At 58.0% G+C, this 16416-nt stretch carries 14 protein-coding genes; 11 read left to right on the top strand and 3 right to left on the bottom strand.

Going from position 1 to position 16416, the window contains the following annotated elements; translation table 11 throughout:
• Positions 1 to 5 precede the first annotated feature (5 nt).
• From sdaAB to PXT33_RS00095, 11 genes are all read left to right on the top strand, one after another.
• Positions 6 to 674 (top strand): L-serine ammonia-lyase, iron-sulfur-dependent subunit beta, encoded by a 669-nt coding sequence (sdaAB, locus tag PXT33_RS00145; RefSeq protein WP_332375716.1) that lies wholly within the window; start codon positions 6 to 8, stop codon positions 672 to 674.
• A 19-nt stretch (positions 675 to 693) separates the two neighbouring features.
• Entirely contained in the window at positions 694 to 1569 is an 876-nt protein-coding gene (gene sdaAA, locus PXT33_RS00140; protein ID WP_332376660.1) for an L-serine ammonia-lyase, iron-sulfur-dependent, subunit alpha, read from the top strand.
• Between the two features lie 231 nt (positions 1570 to 1800).
• Positions 1801 to 2529: a glucosamine-6-phosphate deaminase gene (nagB, locus tag PXT33_RS00135; protein WP_332375715.1), complete on the top strand. Its 729-nt coding sequence runs from the start codon at positions 1801 to 1803 to the stop codon at positions 2527 to 2529.
• A gap of 125 nt (positions 2530 to 2654) precedes the next feature.
• Positions 2655 to 4421 (top strand): tyrosine-protein phosphatase, encoded by a 1767-nt coding sequence (locus PXT33_RS00130; protein ID WP_097774150.1) that lies wholly within the window; start codon positions 2655 to 2657, stop codon positions 4419 to 4421.
• 381 nt (positions 4422 to 4802) lie between these two features.
• Positions 4803 to 6377 carry a ribonuclease Y gene (gene rny, locus PXT33_RS00125; protein WP_005936849.1) on the top strand — a complete coding sequence of 525 codons (1575 nt, stop codon included), beginning with the start codon at positions 4803 to 4805 and terminating at the stop codon, positions 6375 to 6377.
• Positions 6378 to 6489: 112 nt separating this feature from the next.
• A complete protein-coding gene (locus tag PXT33_RS00120; protein ID WP_332375714.1) occupies positions 6490 to 7008 on the top strand; it encodes a hypothetical protein in 519 nt (172 codons plus the stop codon).
• Positions 7009 to 7438: 430 nt separating this feature from the next.
• Positions 7439 to 9136: a peptide ABC transporter substrate-binding protein gene (locus tag PXT33_RS00115; protein ID WP_332375713.1), complete on the top strand. Its 1698-nt coding sequence runs from the start codon at positions 7439 to 7441 to the stop codon at positions 9134 to 9136.
• A 161-nt stretch (positions 9137 to 9297) separates the two neighbouring features.
• Positions 9298 to 10233: an ABC transporter permease gene (locus tag PXT33_RS00110; RefSeq protein ID WP_005936865.1), complete on the top strand. Its 936-nt coding sequence runs from the start codon at positions 9298 to 9300 to the stop codon at positions 10231 to 10233.
• Position 10234: 1 nt separating this feature from the next.
• Positions 10235 to 11338, top strand: a complete 1104-nt coding sequence (locus PXT33_RS00105) for an ABC transporter permease (RefSeq protein WP_332375712.1) — start codon at positions 10235 to 10237, stop codon at positions 11336 to 11338.
• A 13-nt stretch (positions 11339 to 11351) separates the two neighbouring features.
• Positions 11352 to 12449, top strand: coding sequence for an ABC transporter ATP-binding protein (locus PXT33_RS00100; protein WP_097777037.1), 1098 nt, complete (start codon positions 11352 to 11354; stop codon positions 12447 to 12449).
• Positions 12450 to 13382 carry an ABC transporter ATP-binding protein gene (locus tag PXT33_RS00095; RefSeq protein WP_005936872.1) on the top strand — a complete coding sequence of 311 codons (933 nt, stop codon included), beginning with the start codon at positions 12450 to 12452 and terminating at the stop codon, positions 13380 to 13382.
• A gap of 88 nt (positions 13383 to 13470) precedes the next feature.
• On the opposite strand, the gene PXT33_RS00090 is transcribed toward PXT33_RS00095, so the two are convergent.
• From PXT33_RS00090 to PXT33_RS00080, 3 genes are all read right to left on the bottom strand, one after another.
• On the bottom strand, positions 13471 to 14445 hold the full coding sequence (locus PXT33_RS00090; protein WP_332375710.1) for a glycosyltransferase: 975 nt from the start codon (positions 14443 to 14445) through the stop codon (positions 13471 to 13473).
• Between the two features lie 290 nt (positions 14446 to 14735).
• Complete coding sequence (locus PXT33_RS00085; protein WP_332375709.1) at positions 14736 to 15209, bottom strand: hypothetical protein; 474 nt, start codon at positions 15207 to 15209, stop codon at positions 14736 to 14738.
• A 232-nt stretch (positions 15210 to 15441) separates the two neighbouring features.
• The gene (locus PXT33_RS00080; RefSeq protein ID WP_242960011.1) at positions 15442 to 16311 is read right to left on the bottom strand and encodes a patatin family protein; all 870 of its coding nucleotides are present in this window, start codon (positions 16309 to 16311) and stop codon (positions 15442 to 15444) included.
• Between the last annotated feature and the right edge of the window lie 105 nt (positions 16312 to 16416).

Below are 16416 nucleotides of genomic sequence, written 5' to 3'. Positions count from 1 at the left end.
ACCCCATGGCATTTATCAGTGTTTTTGATGTTCTGGGCCCGAACATGATCGGCCCTTCCAGCTCCCACACCGCAGGCGCGGAGATCATCGCCTTTCTGGCACAGAAGATGATCGCCCCGCCGCTGAAGCGGGCGGACTTTACCCTCTACGGCTCCTTTGCCAAGACCTACCACGGCCACGGTACCGACCGCGCCCTGCTGGGCGGCATCATGGGCTTTTCGGCCGATGATACCCGCATCCGGGATTCCTTTGCCATTGCCACCGACCGCGGCCTTGGCTACAGCTTCACCCCCAATGAGACGGAGACCGATATCCACCCCAACACGGTGGATATCCGCATGGAGAACGCTGCCGGTCAGGTCATGACCGTGCGCGGCGAGTCTCTGGGCGGCGGCAAGGTGCGCATCGTGCGGATCAACGGCGTGGAGGTGGACTTTACCGGCGAGTACAATGCCCTCATCGTGGTGCAGAAGGACAAGCCCGGCGTGGTGGCGCATATCTCAAAGATCCTCAGCGACCGCGGCGTGAACATCGCGTTCATGCGCCTGTTCCGCGAGGGAAAGGGACATACGGCTTATACCATCGTGGAGTCGGACGAGCGCCTGCCCGAGGGTGTGGATCAGCTGCTGCTGGCAAACCCGAACATCAACGATGTAATGGTCGTGCAGCCGTAAGGAGGGACGAGCGATGAACATGGATTTCAAGTCCGCCAAGGAGCTGCTGGACATGTGCGAGGAAAACCAACTGCCCATTTCGGAAGTGATGCGCCAGCGGGAGTGCATTCTGGGCGAAGTGCCCCGGGATGCTGTGGACCACCGCATGGCAAAGGCATGGGAGATCATGCACGCTTCTGCCACCCAGCCGCTGAAAAAGCCCATCAAATCCATGGGCGGCCTGATCGGCGGCGAGGCCAAAAAGCTGGAAACACATTATAATAAGAAGAAAAACATCTGCGGCGACGTGCTGCAGAAGGCCATGACCTACGCCATGGCCGTGCTGGAAGTGAACGCTTCCATGGGCCTGATCGTGGCTGCACCCACCGCAGGCTCTGCAGGCGTGGTGCCGGGCATGATGCTGGCCCTGCAGGAGTGCTACCGTATCTCCGACCAGCGCATCGTGGATGCCCTGTTCAACGCCGGTGCCGTGGGCTATCTTGCCATGCGCAACGCCACCGTGGCCGGTGCCGTGGGCGGCTGTCAGGCCGAGGTGGGCATTGCGTCTGCCATGGCTGCTTCTGCCGCCGTGGAGCTGATGGGCGGCAACCCGCAGCAGTGTCTGGATGCAGCTTCCACCGTGCTGATGAACATGCTGGGCCTTGTGTGCGACCCCGTAGGCGGGCTGGTGGAGTACCCCTGCCAGAACCGCAACGCTGCCGGTGTGGCCAACGCCCTCATTGCAGCAGAACTGTCCCTGAGCGGCATCCGTCAGCTGATCCCCTTCGACCAGATGCTGGACGCTATGTACGCTGTGGGCAAGCGCCTGCCCGCCGAGCTGCGCGAGACCGCCCTTGGCGGCTGTGCCGCCACCCCCGCCGCCTGTGCCGCCTGCGGCCTGTGCAGCGGGAACTGATCTTTCAACATGCAGCGCCGCCGGTGTGGAAATGCCTGGCGGCGTTTTTGCGCGTTCGTGACCGGAAATGCCGGCCCAAACGGCGGGGCTTTGCATCTTTTTGTGCAAACACACCGAAAAGATGGCCGGGATGACTGGCGCTTGTCTGCGAAATGTGATAAACTAAACGCAGAAGTGCTCTGCGCAGCCCGTGCAGAGCGGCAAAAAAGATGATAAGTGAGGTCGTTTGTAATGAAGATCATTCGTGCAAAAGATTATGCGGATATGTCCCGCAAGGCAGCCAATATCATTTCGGCACAGGTCATTATGAAGCCGGACTGTGTACTGGGTCTTGCCACCGGCGGCACCCCGGTGGGCACTTATGCCCAACTGGTGGACTGGTACAACAAAGGCGACATCGATTTTTCTGAGGTGACCACCGTCAATCTGGACGAGTACCGCGGCCTGCCCAAGGAGCACCCGGAAAGCTACTGGAGCTTCATGCACCGCAACCTGTTCGACAAGGTGAACATCGACCCTGCAAAGATCAACCTGCCGGACGGCACCAATCCCGATGCAGAGGATGCCTGCGCAAAGTACAACCAGATCATCCACGCTGTGGGCGGCATCGACCTGCAGCTGCTGGGCATCGGCCACGACGGCCACATCGGCTTCAATGAGCCGGGCGAAGCCTTTGAGCTGGAGACCCACTGCGTGAACCTGACCCCCGAGACCATTGAGGCAAACAAGCGCTTCTTTGACGGCAATGTGGATCTGGTGCCCAAGCAGGCTTATACCATGGGCATCAAGACCATCATGCAGGCACGCAAGGTGCTCATGGTGGCAAACGGCAAGGGCAAGGCCGAGATCGTCAAGAAGGCATTCTTTGGCCCCGTCACTCCGGAGGTGCCCGCAAGCATCCTGCAGATGCATCCGGACTTCACGCTGGTGGGCGACGAGGAAGCTCTGAGCCTGATCTGATCGTTCCACGCTCTGACTGCCGCACGGTGCAATGCCGTGCGGCAGTTTTTTGCTGCCAACGGCTTTACAATCGCGTAAAAAGGCGGTATTCTTTTATATATGACACTTTTCTCAGGGAGGAAACCATGGATATCCGCCAGCTGCACTACTTTCTGGTATTGTGCGATGAAATGAATTACAGCCGCGCGGCACAGCGGCTGTTTTTGTCACGGCAGGCACTGCGGCAGAGCATCTCTGCGCTGGAAGCCGAGCTGTGCGGGCCGCTGTTCCTCAGCGCCCACCACAAGCTCACCCTTACCGACCGCGGCATGAGCCTGCAGCGCCATGCCGCGCCGGTGGTGGAGCAGTTCCAGCAGATGCAGGCATCCCTGCGGGCCGAGATCCAGTCGGCGCAGCCGGTGCGCATCGGCATCAGCGTGTCGCTGGTGCCGGACTACCTGCCCGGATTGGAGACCCAGCTGGACAAGTTCCGCCAGCAGTATCCCCATGTGGAGATGCGCTTCCGCATGATGGACAACGATGCGGTGGCGGACGATGTGGAGCAGGGGGAGCTGGACGCGGGTCTGGTCATCGATCTGGGCTGCGCTGCGCCGGTACTGGCCCGCACCACCCTGCGGGCAGACCCTGCCTGCCTGCTGGTGCCCCGGGGGCACGCGTTCTGGGATAAGGAGAGCATCCCGCTGGCAGAGCTGCGCGGTCAGCGGGTGCTGCTGCCCAGCTTGCGGCAGGATCTGTTCAGCCCGCTGTGGTCGGCCTGCGCCCGGTTGGGCTTTGCGCCGAATGCGGAGATCGGCCCCAGCTTTTATCAGGCCTATTATCTTGTGCAGGAGCAGCTTTGCACCTGTCTGACCCGCTATGAACCGGGAGCCAGACGGGAACTGGACCGTGTGCGGGATGTGCTGCTGGAAGATCTGCCCCCGCTGTGCGTCTCACTGGTGCAGCGGCGGGATCATTCCTCTGCCTACATCGACCTGCTGCGCAGCTACCTGATGGAGGTGCTGGGCGGTTCGGCCAGCCTGCCGCCCCGCCGCGGACGGCCCGCAAAGCCGTTCTACAATTTCCCGGTGCTGTCCAGCGCTGCGGCAAAGGCTGCACCGGCCCACCCGGTGCCCGGCACCCAGCTGGATTTTGCCGGCGGCACCAACTTCCGGGAGCTGGGCGGTTACGAAGCCGACGAGGGCAAGCATATCAAGTGGGGCCAGATCTGGCGCGGCATCCCTACCTGCAAGCTCACCGGTGAGGCCGACCGCGCGAAGCTGGACGCGCTGGGCCTGCGCCTGATCCTTGATCTGCGCAGCAGCGGGGAAGTGCAGAAAGAACCGGACTACGTACCGGACGGTGCACGTCTGGTGCAGATCTGCGGCTTGTGCGCCGAGGACGGCCACGAGATCTCCTTTGCGCCGGATGATATCGCCGCCCTGATGAAGGGCTATGAAGAAAGCGCCGACGGCAGCACCTTCGTGCAGGCTATGTACGAGCGGATGCTGTTTGGCAACAAGGCGTTCAAGGAGCTGTTCCGTGCGCTGGAAGCAGGCGAGACCCCCATCCTGTTCCACTGCTCGGCCGGCAAGGACCGCACCGGCGTGGCGGCCATGCTCATTCTGCTGGCACTGGGCGCTTCGGATGAGACGATCTGTGCGGACTATGAGCGCACGAACCTCTGCCGCAAGGCTGAGATCGACGCAGTGCTGGCGGAGCACGCCGAAGAGATCGCGGCAAACCCGGCCTGCCGGATGCGCTATTACCGCAAGGCGGGCGTGGACCCGGCAACCGCACCCTTTGTGCTGCGCACCATCCGCGCAAAATACGGCAGCGCCGAGAACTATCTGGAAGCCGAATACGGCCTGACCCCTGCGCGCCTGATGCGGCTGCGCAGGATGTATCTGGAATAAACGGGAACGGGGACGGCATCCGGTGCGGATACTGTCCCTGTTTTCTGCACAAAATGTTCTGCGGGGCAGGGTTTTCCTCTTGACAAGCGGGCAATTGTTTCGTACTATAATTAGTAGTATGGAATAAAAGACGCTGTGTGCAGGTCGTTCCCGTGACCCGTGTCCCTTACAGGCAGAGCCTGCCTGTTTTTATATAAGATAGAACTGTAGATAGAAAAGCTTGCAGCCTGTTCGTGCGGCATTTGCCGTGCGTGTGGTCTTGTTGCCACTTTTTGCATTGAAAGCTCACTTATAAAAAATGTTTGCAGCCTACACCTGCCCTACAGCGTCTCCTGCTTATGATTCAGAATTTTGAATTTTAACAAAGGAGAGTGAAATGCGATGTCCACGATCATCTGGATCGTGATCTTGATCGTCGCGCTTGCTGCGGGCATCGGTGCAGGCTATTTTATTGGTTACAACAACCGTAAAAAGACCGCCGAAGCCCAGATCGGCAGCGCGGAAGCCGAGGCCACCCGTCTGGTGAACGAAGCAATCAAGACCGCAGAACAGAAGCGCAAGGAAGCGGTTCTGGAAGCAAAGGACGAGGCCTTCAAGCTGAAGGCCGAGGTGGATGCCCAGAAGGCAGAAGCCGATAAGGAGATCAAGCAGCGCCGTGCGGAGATCAGCCGTCAGGAGAACCGCATCGACCAGAAGGAAACCGCCCTCGACCGCAAGACCGAGGTACTGGAAAAGAAGGAAGAGGAGCTGAAAAAGCGCGCCGCTGAGGCCGAGGAGCGTCTGGCCGAGATCGACGCTCTGCGCGCCAAGGAGATGGAGCGTCTGGAGACGCTGGCCGGTCTGAGTCAGGAGGACGCCCGCGAGGTGCTGCTGCACAAGGTGGACGAGGAGTTGACCCACGAAAAGGCCGTGCGCGTTGCCGCCTACGAGACCGACCTGAAGGAAAACTGCGACAACATCGCACGCAACCTGATCGGTCAGGCCGTCAGCCGCTGCGCTGCCGACCACTGCAGCGAGACCACCGTCAGCGTGGTGCCGCTGCCCAGCGACGAAATGAAGGGCCGCATCATCGGCCGCGAGGGCCGCAACATCCGCGCTCTGGAGACCGCGACCGGCGTGGACCTGATCATCGACGATACCCCGGAGGCCATCACCCTGTCCTCCTTCGACCAGACCCGCCGCGAGGTGGCCCGCATGACGCTGGAACGCCTGATCGGCGATGGCCGCATCCACCCCGCCCGCATCGAGGAGACGGTGGAAAAGTGCCGCCACGAGTTGGAGCTGCAGATGAAGCGCGAGGGCGAACGTGCCGTGATGGAGCTGGGCATCCATGGCCTGCACCCCGACCTCATCAAGCTGATTGGCCGGTTGAAGTACCGCACCAGCTTTGGCCAGAACGCCCTGACCCACAGCATGGAGGTGGCATGGGTGGCCGGCCTGCTGGCAGGCGAAATGGGTGTGAATGTGACCATGGCACGCCGTGCCGGTCTGCTGCATGATATCGGCAAGGCACTGGATCATGAGATCGAGGGCAGCCATGTGCAGATCGGTGTGGATATCTGCCGCAAGTATAAGGAAAACACCCAGATCATCCATGCCATTGAGGCTCACCACGGCGACGTGGAACCCAAGACCCCGCTGGCCTTCATCATTCAGGCTGCCGATGCCATCAGCGCTGCACGCCCGGGTGCCCGCCGCGAGAACGTGGAAAGCTACGTCAAGCGTCTGGAAAATCTGGAGGAGATCTCTTCCAGCTTCGAGGGCGTGGAGCAGGCCTTTGCCGTGCAGGCAGGCCGCGAAGTGCGCATCATGGTCAAGCCCGATGTCATCAGCGACGATCAGGTGATCCTGCTGGCACGCTCCATTGCCAAGAAGATCGAGGACACGCTGGATTACCCCGGCCAGATCAAGGTCAATGTGATCCGCGAGAGCCGCGCTGTGGAGTACGCAAAATAAAGTTTTGCCCAAAAAGCTGCCGTGCAGATGCACAGCAGCTTTTTTCTGCTTGTAATCCGGCGGCAAAAAAGGTATCATGGAGAAAAACAGACCGAAAGGGGAGAACCACTATATGAAACATGCAAGAAAATGGCTGGCTTGCCTGCTGGCGGGTGCACTGGCACTGGCGGTGCTGACCGGATGCAGTGCACTGATGGGCGGCACGGTGCAGAAGGATACAGAACAGGCCAAGGCCCTGATGAAAGAGGTAGACCCCAGCCTGACCTATAATACCGATCTGGAAGATGCAGCCAGCCGTCTGGCAGACTGGCTGGTGGAGGACTCCACCCAGCTGACCACCCAGTCCGGCCTGCTGACACGCAAGGTGCCCATGACCACCGGCTCCGGTGCCATGCTGGACACGAATGTGTACGATTTTATCGATCATTCCACCAGCTTTCTGTTCCTGCCCAGAGGCGTGGTGATCGGCCTTGCAATGAACAACGAATGGGGCTTTACCGGCTACTTATATGCTCCGCCGCTGAGCGAGGCGGGCAGTGCACTGCGCAGCTATGCGGCAGGCCGCACACAGATGGGCGCGGTGTTCATTGAATACGGCGGCGAGACTTACGTAGTGGCTATGTTTGCCTAAAAACCGAAAAAACGGTGTTTCCCTGCTGAGAACGGTGCGTTTTCAGCAGGGATTTTTTGTGTCTGGTATGTGCACAAAAAACAGGCTGAAAGTACGACTTATGCACAAAAAATGAAAATACGCAGGTGAAATTTCTTCATCTGTTTCCCCGAAAAACACAAAAAACTCATGTTTTCGTGAAACTGTATTTTGAGCAACTACAGTATATCTTCAAAACTGCACAAAAACAAAAACAAAATTTTTGCTGACCATTGGTCAAAGCACAGAAAAACAGCCGGAAGCCTTTCCTTTTCAGGTGGAACAGCGTATAATGCGGATATCGCACAAAGGTGTGCAGTGCTCCAGAGGAGGAGCAAAAAACCTTTGTGCATTTTTCACCATTCAATGCTTTACTTCAATAAAGCATTGAGGTAAGAGAGAGGGAAAAAATATGAAATTCGATCGTCGTATTTCTCGCCGCAGCTTCCTGGCTGCTGCAGGCGTATCGGCTGCTGCACTGGCTCTGACTGCCTGCGGCGGCTCTTCCAGCACCGCTGCTTCCGGCTCCACCGCTGCTTCTGGTGCAGCCGCCTCTGCTGAGGGCGGTGTGCTGAACGTCATGCTGGAGACCGAAGTCCAGTCTCTGGACCCCCAGCTGGCTACCGACGGCACCTCCTTTGAGGTCATCGCCAACTACACCGACGGCCTGATGCAGATGGATGCGAACGGTGCAGCCGTGGAGGCTCTGGCAGAGAGCTATGAGCTGAGCGAGGACGGCAAGACCTACACCTTCCACCTGAAGGATGCAAAGTGGTCCAATGGCGATGCCGTTACCGCAGCCGACTTCGTGTTTGGCTGGCAGCGTGCTGTTGACCCCGCAAACGCATCTGAGTATGCCTACATGCTGAGCGATATCGGTCAGGTGGTCAACGCCGCCGAGATCATTGCAGGCAGCAAGCCCGTCACCGATCTGGGCATCACCGCTGTGGACGACAAGACCCTGAAGGTGGAGCTGAACGTTCCGGTCAGCTACTTCCTGAGCCTGATGTATTTCCCCACCTTCTACCCCATGAACCAGAAGTTCTTTGAGAGCTGCGGCGATACTTACGGCACCAGCGCAGACACCGTGCTGTCCAACGGTGCATTCGTGCTGACCAGCTATGAGCCGGCCGCCACCGCTTTTGAGCTGGTGAAGAACGCCGACTACTACGATGCTGACCGCATTGCTCTGGACGGCCTGAACTATCAGGTCATCAAGGACAGCCAGCAGGCTCTGATGAGCTATCAGAACGGCGATCTGGACATCACCCTGCTGAACGGTGAGCAGGTCGAGCAGGTCAAGGACGACCCCGAGTTCACCAGCGTGGGCGCCGGCTACCTGTGGTACATCAGCCCCAACATGGACGCTGTGCCGGAGCTGGCAAACCTGAACCTGCGCCGTGCCATCACCTTTGCACTGGATCGTGATTCCATCACCAATGACGTGCTGAAGGACGGCTCTTCTCCCGCCTACACCGCAGTGCCCGCACAGTTCGCCACCGGCCCGGACGGCAGCGATTTCAGCGCCGACCAGACCAAGTTTGCAGAGTTCTGCGCATACGATCCCGACAAGGCTGCAGAGTATTACGAGCAGGCCAAGGCTGAGCTGGGCAAGGATTCCTTCTCCTTCACCATGGTCGTCGATGCCGACGATGCTCCTCAGAAGGTCGCTCAGGTCGTTCAGGAGCAGCTGCAGACCACCCTGCCCGGCTTCACTCTGGAGCTGAAGGTAGAGCCCAAGAAGCAGCGCGTGCAGGATATGCAGGACGGCAACTTTGAGATCGGCCTGACCCGCTGGGGCCCCGACTACGCCGATCCCATGACCTATCTGGGCATGTGGGTCACCGGCAACTCCAACAACTACGGTCTGTGGAGCGACGCTGACTACGATGCCATCATCGCAGAGTGCACCACCGGTGATCTGTGCACCGATCCCGAGGGTCGCTGGGAAGCCATGTATGACGCTGAGTCCATCGTGCTGGAGCAGGCCGCCATCTTCCCGCTGTATGGTCAGTGCAACGCCGAGATGATCTCTTCTGCTGTGACCGGCGTGGACTTCCACCCGGTTGCTCTGAACCGCGTCTACAAGGACGCAAAGAAGAGCGTCTGATCCTGATCGAGAACTGAAATGCCGCACAGTGGCAGCGTGATTGCCGCTGTGCGACTTTTTGGCTTTTGCACTGTCCACGTCCGGCGCACGGCTGACCGCGGCAGAAAAAGCCGCCCTGTCTTGAGCAGGGAGAAGAAGAAACTTTAAGGGGTCTACCCAACGTGAAAAAATACACGCTCAAGCGTATTATCACTTCGTTGTTTACGCTGCTGGCCATCCTGCTGGTGTTGTTCATCCTCATGCAGCTGATGCCCGGTTCGCCCTTCAACGATGAAAAGCTGACGCCGGAAATGCGCGCGTCCCTGTACGCAAAGTACGGTCTGGATCAGCCTATCTATGTGCAGTTCTTCCGCTATGTGACCAACATGCTGCGCGGTGACTTCGGTGTCAGCTACAATATCTCCAAGAACACGCCCATCTCCCAGCTGATCCAGTCCCGTCTGCCCATTTCCATCCGTGTGGGCGGCATGGCTGTCACACTGGGTGCCATCGTGGGCCTTGTGCTCGGCATCATTGCAGCCCTCAAGCGGGACACCATCTTCGACACTCTGGCCACCATCATCTCGGTCATCGGCGTGTCGGTGCCGTCTTACGTGATCGCACTGGCCCTGAGCTATACCTTTGGCTTCAAGCTCAAGTGGTTCCCCATGCTGTTCTCCGCAAAGGACGTGTTCGGCTCCAGTGTGCTGCCCAGCATCTCGCTGTCCATGTTCACCATGGCTTCCATTGCCCGCTTTACCCGCAGTGAAATGATCGAGGTTCTGGACTCCGATTATATGCTGCTGGCCGAGAGCAAGGGCATTTCCGGCCCGGCGCTGATCTTCCGCCACGCGCTGCGCAACGCGCTGATCCCCATTATCACCGTGCTGGCCCCGCTGATCGTGGACCTGATGACCGGCTCGCTGGTGGTGGAGAAGATCTTCGCCATTCCCGGCGTGGGCAGCCTGCTGGTGACGGCCATCCAGTCCAACGACTACAATGTGGTCATCAGCCTGAGCTTCATCTACAGTGCCATGTACATTGGCATCATGCTGGTCGTTGACCTGCTGTACGGCATCATCGACCCGCGCATCCGCTTGGCAAAGGGGGACGACTGATATGGCAGAAAAAGCGATTCACCTGGGCGGCGAAGCCACGGCTGATGCCATCGTCAGCGCAGTGGATACCATGTATTCCGAGCGTACCTTCAACGAGAAGGACTTTGTGCTCAAGCATAACGACGCAGAGATCGCAATGGACTCGAACTTTGCCGCACAGAGCTTCTGGAAGGATGTGCGGGTGCGCTTCTTCCGCAAAAAGAGCGCGGTGCTCGGCCTGATCCTCGTGGTCTTTATCGTGCTGCTGGCGGCATTTGGCCCCGGCATGAACGAGTATACCTACTCCGGTCAGGAGCTGAGCCAGAAAAACTTTGCGCCCCGCGTGCAGATGCTGGAGAACTTCGGCATCTTCAACGGTGACGAGAAAATGAGCACCACCACCGGTTCCAAGACAGTGAATGCCTATGTGGAAAAGGGCAAGGAGGATGTCTACTACTGGTTCGGCAGCGACACCTATGGCCGCGATATCTGGACCCGTACCTGGGAGGGTGCCCGCGTGTCCCTGATCATCGCGGTTGCCGCCGCCATCATCGATATGGTCATCGGCATGAGCTACGGCCTGATCTCCGGCTACTTTGGCGGCAAGGTGGATATGATGATGCAGCGTTTTCTGGAAGTTGCCAACGGCATCCCCCGTCTGGTGATCGTCACGCTGCTTCTGCTGGTGCTCAAGCCCGGCATGATCACCATTATCTTTGCCCTGATGCTCACCGAGTGGGTGGGCATGAGCCGCATTGCCCGCGCTGAGATGCTCAAGCTGAAGGATCAGGAGTTCGTGCTGGCCTCCCGCACGCTTGGCGCAGGCAGCTTCTTCATCATTTTCAAGGAAGTGCTGCCCAACATCATCGGACCCATCATCACGCAGGTCATGTTCAGCATCCCCACCGCAATTTTCACCGAGGCATTCCTGTCCTTTGTGGGTCTGGGCATCCCGGTGCCGCAGTGCTCGCTGGGTTCTCTGATCAGCGAGCTGTACAACAGCTTTACCACCCATCCTTATCAGATCATCCCGCCGATGGTGGTCATGAGCCTGCTGATGATGAGCTTCAACCTCGTGGCCGACGGCCTGCGCGAGGCTCTGGACCCCAAGATGAAGAGTATGTAAGGAGGAACACCCCATGCCTGAAAACAAAAAAGAACAGGTCTTGTCGGTGCGAGACCTTGATATCACCTTTAAGACCACCGCAGGCCCGGTGCACGCCATCCGCGGCGTGAACATCGACCTGTACAAGGGCGAAACAGTGGCGCTGGTGGGCGAATCTGGCTCCGGCAAGTCCGTTACCATGAAGGCCGCCATGGGCATTCTGGCCCAGAACGCCATTGTGAACAGCGGCTCCATCCAGTTCAGCTACCATCACGCCGACGGCAGCCCCGAGACGGTGGACCTGCTGCAGAAGGACAAAAAGTGGATCCGCCGCCACATCAACGGCAAGCGCATCGCCATGGTGTTCCAGGACCCCATGACCAGCCTTGACCCCACCATGCCCATCGGCAAGCAGATCATGGAGGGCATGCTGTGGCACTACAAGATGCCCAAGGATGCCGCCTACAAAAAGGCTGTGCAGCTGCTGGAAGAGGTGGGCATCACCGATGCCGAAAAGCGCATGAAGAGCTACCCGCACCAGCTGTCCGGCGGTATGCGCCAGCGCGTGGTCATTGCCATTGCACTGGCCTGCGACCCCGACCTGCTGATCTGTGACGAGCCCACCACGGCACTGGATGTGACCATTCAGGCCAAGATCCTGGAGCTGATCCGCAGCATCCAGCGTGAGCGCGGCATCTCGGTCATTTACATCACCCATGATCTGGGCGTTGTGGCAAAGGTGGCCGATTATGTGGACGTGATGTACGCGGGCAAGATCGTAGAGACCGGCACCATCGATGAGATCTTCTACGAGCCGCGCCACCCCTACACATGGGGCCTGCTTTCCGCCATGCCCGATCTGGACACCGCAGACGACCGTCTGTACACCATTCCGGGTTCGCCGCCGAACCTGCTGCATGAGAAGCAGGGCGATGCCTTTGCGCCGCGCAACCACTTTGCCCTGAACATCGACGACGAAGTGGACCCGCCCATGTTCAAGATCAGCGACACCCACTATGCAGCTACATGGCTGCTGGACCCCCGCGCACCCAAGGTGGACATGCCGCCTGAGCTTGCTCAGCGCATTGCCCGCATGCGTGCCGAGGCAGAAAAGATCAAGGAGGCGGAATAAATGGCAGGACAGAATGCTGCTCCGCTGTTGAAGGTCGAGGGCCTGAAGCAGTATTTCCGCGTGAGCAAGAGCTATACCGTCAAGGCTGTGGACAATGTCAGCTTTGAGATCTATCCCGGCGAGACCTATGGTCTGGTGGGCGAGTCCGGTTCCGGCAAGTCCACCATCGGCCGCAGCGTCATCCGCCTGTATGACCCCACTGCCGGCAAGATCACCTTTGATGGGCATGATATCAGCGGCAGGCTGAGCCGCGTGCAGAACGATACGCTGCGCACCCAGATGCAGATGATCTTTCAGGACCCCATGGCATCCCTGAACCCCCGCAAGAAGGTGGAGGATATCATCGGCGAGGGTCTGGACATCCACCACATGTACAAGACCCGCGAAGAGCGCCGCGAAAAGGTGGAGAAAATTCTGGCCAAGGTGGGCCTTGCGCCCGAACATGCCGAGCGCTATCCCCACCAGTTCTCTGGCGGCCAGCGCCAGCGCGTGGGCATTGCCCGCGCCCTCATCATGAACCCCAAGCTCATCATCGCAGATGAGTGCATCTCGGCGCTGGACGTGTCCATTCAGGCGCAGGTGGTCAACCTGATGAAGGATATCCAGCAGGAGACCGGCACGGCCTACCTGTTCATTGCGCATGACCTTTCCATGGTCAAGTACATCTCGGACCGCATCGGCGTGCTGCATCTGGGCCACCTGCTGGAGACGGGTACGACCGAAGAGATCTTCGAGAATCCCATCCACCCCTACACCCGCAGCCTGCTGTCGGCCATCCCGCTGCCGAACCCCGTGGTGGAAAAACGCCGCGTGGCTGAGACCTACGACTACGCCACTTCCGGCATCGATTACAACAAGGGCACCGATCACCATGTGAGCGGCAGCCACTATGTCAAGTGCACCGACGAAGAGTTTGCAAAATGGTGTAAATGATAGTAAACAAAGAAGGAGCGTTCCCGCGTGGAAACGCTCCTTCTTTGTTTTATTATAATTACGCAGAAAGGAATGGAATGCAGGAGATTCAGCAGTTATCGTAGCGGGCAAGGTTGCAGTTGCGGCGTTCGATAAAGTAGTACAGGGCTTTGCTCCGGCTGAAAAAGGCAAAGCGCATTTTATTGTAGAAGGACAAAATAGAACGGCTCTTTTGGTAGGCATGACGGATGAGCTGATCCGATTCAGGGTCTAAGGCAGAACGATAGAGGATCGGGTAATCATTCAGGGCCATATCCACAAAATAGGCATCGTTTTCCAGCATGTTGGGGTACCGCTTTTCAAGAAACAGATAACGCTCTGTGACCATCGCAAGCCTGTCCTGAAAGAACTTTATACAGTCTGTATGGAGAGTGCTGCCATCGCGCTGATAATAGTAATACAGGGGTTCGTCCGAGTACACGATCTGCCCTGCGTCGAACAGGATCTTGTATGCAATGCCAAGATCTTCCATAACACGACCGACCGGAAACCGGATGGTGTCAAACAGTTCCCGTTTGCATAATTTATTCCATGCATAACATGCGTAGGTATCCTCCGTAAAAAGCTCCCGGATGGCATCAGCACCTTGAAAGAGCGTAACGTTTCGGGAAGAAGGCGGAGCAGGGACCTCCGGCGCGTCAGCATAGACGAGTTTCCAATGGACGGCAGAAATATCGGTGTGGTACTCATGGAGCAGATCATAAAGGGTCTCGATGAAATTTTCTGCAATGTAATCATCGCTGTCAACAAAGGAGATGTACGCACCGGATGCCGCATCCAGTCCCACATTCCGGGCATCGGATTGGCCGCCGTTTTTCTTATGGATGACCCTGATGCGTGCGTCCCGCTGTGCCCATGCATCACAGAGTGCAGGGCAGTTATCGGGAGAACCATCATCGACCAGGATCACCTCAAGGTTCGGATATGTCTGGGCCAGAATGCTGGCGACACACCGGTCCAAATAGGGCTCTACTTTATATACCGGAACAATGACGGACACGAGTTCGTTATTTGTATTCTGCATGATATCCTCCTCCAAGCTGGTTTAATCATATCATGGGAGCAGGGATTCCGCAATGAGAACTTTATAAGTTTTGAGTTCAAGTCCTGGCTGGCCCTCAGAACGGCATCCGACACCATTTGACATTCCTATGCGCTGGGACCCGCAGGCTAAGTAAAGCCCCACCGGGGCTTTACTTGCGTCGCTTCGCGTCGCCGCCTTGTTCAAGTCCTGACTGGCAACAAAAAAGAGCACCCCGATGGGTGCTCTTTTTTGTTATGGGCCAGCCAGGACTTGAACCCGGGACCAAGCGGTTATGAGAACGTCGCTAATTTTGAAATCCCGTTTTTCTTGTGAAATTTTATGGCTATTTGATAATTCCATAAAAGTGCCTTTGTGTACTTTGACGTAACTTTTGGTATCTTTTTGTCTCTAAAACGGCTCTTTGTACCCAGAACCGTACCCAAGAATTTTTGGGTACGAAACTCGACACTTACTGTTACTATTTTGGATTTACATGGCTCACTTTCTAAAATTGAAGGTGAGCTTTTTCTTTTGCAGAAATCGGGAAGGAGGTTTTCCACATGAACACACCCATACCGAACGCTGCCCGCATCCTCGGACAGACGGGTGTCCTGCGTGCTGACGACGGCGGCAGGCGCAGGATCGGCCGCTGCGGTTACAGCCTTTTTGTCAAGGCCGGTATGGATGGTGAGCAGTGCCATTACCAGCAGCACCAAAGCGCAGCCCAGCAGGCGGATATCCACATAACATTTCCGATCGTACATTCTGAAACGCTCCTTTTCCATTTTTGCCCTGCCCGGCGGACACGTTTCCGCTGCGGCGGGCCGACTGATGTTTCCTGTCCTTTGCTGCGGACCCCCTCTATCTGTCCGCAGCAGAACAACAAAATGCAAAAAGCCCAGAGCGATACCGCTCCAGGCTCCGTTGTCTGTATGTACACATCATCTTATAATGTCCGGGGCGGATATTGTCAAGGGAAGTGAACGGGGTTCATCTCTAGGTGCCCACCGATTCATCTTGTTTGGTGTTTTGCATCCACCGCACCAGCGCTTCGGCGTCCTGTTTGCCTTTGGCGTACATTTTTTCAAGGCAGGCGCGGTTCTTGGTCAGGGTGGACATTCCCTCGGTGCTGTCCGGGGCGATGATGCAGACAAGGCCCTGTCGCTCCAGCTCCCGCGCCCGCTGGACAGCCGTGTTGTACCGCCATGCCCGGCGGCGCAGCCCCTCGGCTGCAGCGGGGTAATGCGACTGCAGCAGGTGTGCCAGATGCTTGTCCCGGGCATCACTACTCACCAGCCCGATGGGCTTGGTCAGGATGAGAGCCACCCGGTCGCAGCCGTGGGCAAAGGCCCATTCCAGCGGGACGGGGTCGGCCAGGCCGCCATCAAAATAAGGCACGCCGTCGATGACGCAGGGCTGGTCGATGACCGGGATGCAGCAGGACGCCATGAGGACGCGGTAGTCGTCCGGGTGGAGGTCTGCCTTGGTGAAATACTGCGCCTCGCCGTTCTGTGCATTAGCGGCCACCACGCAGAGCTCTGCCGGGCTGCGGGCAAGCGCCGCGTAATCCAGCGGATTCTCGCCGCCTGCATTGCTGAGGGTGCCGTAGACATAGCCCAGATCGAGATAGGAGTGCTTGCGGATGAGGTTGTGCACGCTCATGTACTCCCTGCGGAAGGAGTATTCATCGTAAAAGGGCTTGTTCCGCCCATGCTGGCCTGCCAGATAGGACGTCATATTGGCGCTGCCCGCCGAAACGCCGATGCAGAGATCGAAGCGGAGGTCCTCCTCCAGGCAGCGGTCCAGCACGCCAGCGCCGTAAATGCCCCGCAGGCCGCCACCCACATCGATGACACCGTATTTCATGGTCTGTTCCTCCATCGTTTAATTCCATTTCCCTCCCAGTATAACGGGACGGCGGGAAATACTCATTGAGCAAACGGCGGGATCTGATGCAATTTGCGGCAGAAA

It is taken from the genome of Faecalibacterium taiwanense, assembly GCF_036632915.2.
Classification (GTDB): domain Bacteria; phylum Bacillota; class Clostridia; order Oscillospirales; family Ruminococcaceae; genus Faecalibacterium; species Faecalibacterium taiwanense.
Note: the sequence above shows the minus strand (reverse complement) of the source record. Positions and strands in the feature narration are given on the sequence as shown.

Excerpts from the sequence above, each read along its gene's own strand:
- PXT33_RS00130 (WP_097774150.1), top strand. The coding sequence starts at position 2,655 with ATGGATATCCGCCAGCTGCACTACTTTCTGGTATTGTGCGATGAAATG.
- PXT33_RS00100 (WP_097777037.1), top strand. The coding sequence starts at position 11,352 with ATGCCTGAAAACAAAAAAGAACAGGTCTTGTCGGTGCGAGACCTTGAT.
- rny (WP_005936849.1), top strand. The coding sequence starts at position 4,803 with ATGTCCACGATCATCTGGATCGTGATCTTGATCGTCGCGCTTGCTGCG.
- PXT33_RS00105 (WP_332375712.1), top strand. The coding sequence starts at position 10,235 with ATGGCAGAAAAAGCGATTCACCTGGGCGGCGAAGCCACGGCTGATGCC.
- PXT33_RS00115 (WP_332375713.1), top strand. The coding sequence starts at position 7,439 with ATGAAATTCGATCGTCGTATTTCTCGCCGCAGCTTCCTGGCTGCTGCA.
- PXT33_RS00095 (WP_005936872.1), top strand. The coding sequence starts at position 12,450 with ATGGCAGGACAGAATGCTGCTCCGCTGTTGAAGGTCGAGGGCCTGAAG.
- sdaAB (WP_332375716.1), top strand. The coding sequence starts at position 6 with ATGGCATTTATCAGTGTTTTTGATGTTCTGGGCCCGAACATGATCGGC.
- nagB (WP_332375715.1), top strand. The coding sequence starts at position 1,801 with ATGAAGATCATTCGTGCAAAAGATTATGCGGATATGTCCCGCAAGGCA.
- PXT33_RS00085 (WP_332375709.1), bottom strand. The coding sequence starts at position 15,209 with ATGTACGATCGGAAATGTTATGTGGATATCCGCCTGCTGGGCTGCGCT.
- PXT33_RS00120 (WP_332375714.1), top strand. The coding sequence starts at position 6,490 with ATGAAACATGCAAGAAAATGGCTGGCTTGCCTGCTGGCGGGTGCACTG.
- PXT33_RS00080 (WP_242960011.1), bottom strand. The coding sequence starts at position 16,311 with ATGAAATACGGTGTCATCGATGTGGGTGGCGGCCTGCGGGGCATTTAC.
- PXT33_RS00090 (WP_332375710.1), bottom strand. The coding sequence starts at position 14,445 with ATGCAGAATACAAATAACGAACTCGTGTCCGTCATTGTTCCGGTATAT.
- sdaAA (WP_332376660.1), top strand. The coding sequence starts at position 694 with ATGGATTTCAAGTCCGCCAAGGAGCTGCTGGACATGTGCGAGGAAAAC.